Source organism: Streptococcus infantis, from assembly GCF_047464215.1.
GTDB classification, from domain to species: domain Bacteria; phylum Bacillota; class Bacilli; order Lactobacillales; family Streptococcaceae; genus Streptococcus; species Streptococcus infantis_P.
The window spans coordinates 1-1415 of the sequence record NZ_JASHCG010000036.1; the positions used below are offsets into that span (position 1 = coordinate 1).

At 37.6% G+C, this 1415-nt stretch carries 1 protein-coding gene; it reads right to left on the minus strand.

All coding sequences use genetic code 11. The features are described from left to right. Positions 1-34: 34 nt before the first annotated feature. Positions 35-1291, minus strand: a complete 1257-nt coding sequence (locus tag QM469_RS10505) for an ISL3 family transposase (protein ID WP_414276806.1) — start codon at positions 1289-1291, stop codon at positions 35-37. Positions 1292-1415 lie beyond the last annotated feature (124 nt).

Genomic DNA, 1415 nt, shown 5'->3' on the forward strand with positions numbered 1-1415 from the left:
GGCTCTTTGTCAACTGTAGTGGGTTGAATAAAAGCTAACATCTGGAGAGGACAATCGTTGTCCTCTCCATTTTTATATTCAGAGCGATGAAAATTCGTTTCTTAAAGTTGTCAAAGTTCCTAAAACCAAAGGCATTTCGTTTGATGAGTTTAATGAGATTATTGGTTGCTTCCAATTTGGCGTTGGAATAAGGTAATTGAAGGGCGTTGACGATTTTCTCCTTGTCCTTTAGAAATGTCTTAAAGACAGTCTGAAAAAGAGGATGAACCTTCTTTAGATTGTCTTCAATAAGTCCGAAAAATTTCTCGGGCTCTTTATTCTGAAAATGAAAAAGCAAGAGCTGATAGAGATTATAGTGGTGTTTCAACTCTTCTGAATAGCTCAAAAGCTTGCCTAGAATTTCTTTGTTCGTTAAGTGCATGCGAAAAGTAGGGCGATAAAATCGCTTATCGCTGAGTTTACGACTATCTTGTTGGAAGAGTTTCCAGTAACGTTTGATAGCCTTGTATTCATGGGATTTTCGCTCAAATTGGTTCATGATTTGAACACGAATACGACTCATAGCACGGCTAAGATGTTGAACAATGTGAAAACGATCTAGAACGATTTTAGCATTGGGAAAAAGCTGTTTAGCCAAGTCATAGTAGGGACTAAACATATCCATAGTAATGATTTTCACCTGACAGCGAACGGTTCTATCGTAGCGAAGAAAGTGATTTCGGATGATAGTTTGTGTCCTGCCTTCAAGAACGGTGATGATATTGAGTTTTTCAAAATCTTGTGCAATGAAACTCATCTTTCCCTTAGTGAAGGCATACTCGTCCCAAGACATAATCTCAGGAAGACGAGAAAAATCATGCTTAAAACGGAAATCATTGAGCTTTCGGATAACAGTTGAAGTTGAAATGGCCAGCTGATGGGCAATATCAGTCATAGACGTCTTTTCAATTAACTTTTGAGCAATTTTTTGATTGATAATACGAGGGATTTGATGATTCTTCTTGACGAGAGAGGTTTCGGCGACCATCATTTTCGAGCACTGATAGCACTTGAATCGACGCTTTTTCAGAAGAATTCTGGTAGGCATACCAGTCGTTTCGAGGTAAGGAATCTTAGAATGTTTTTGAAAGTCATATTTCTTCATTTGACTTCCGCAATCAGGGCAAGATGGGGCGTCGTAGTCCAGTTTAGCGATGATTTCTTTGTAGGTATTCATATTGATGATGTCTAGAATCTGGATATTAGGGTCTTTGATATCGAGCAGTTTTGTGATAAAATGTAATTGTTCCATATGATTCTTTCTAATGAGTTGTTTGATCGCTTTTCATTATAGGTCATATGGGACTTTTTTTCTACACAAAAATAGGCTCCATAATATCCATAGGGGATTTACCCACTACAAATATTATAGAGCC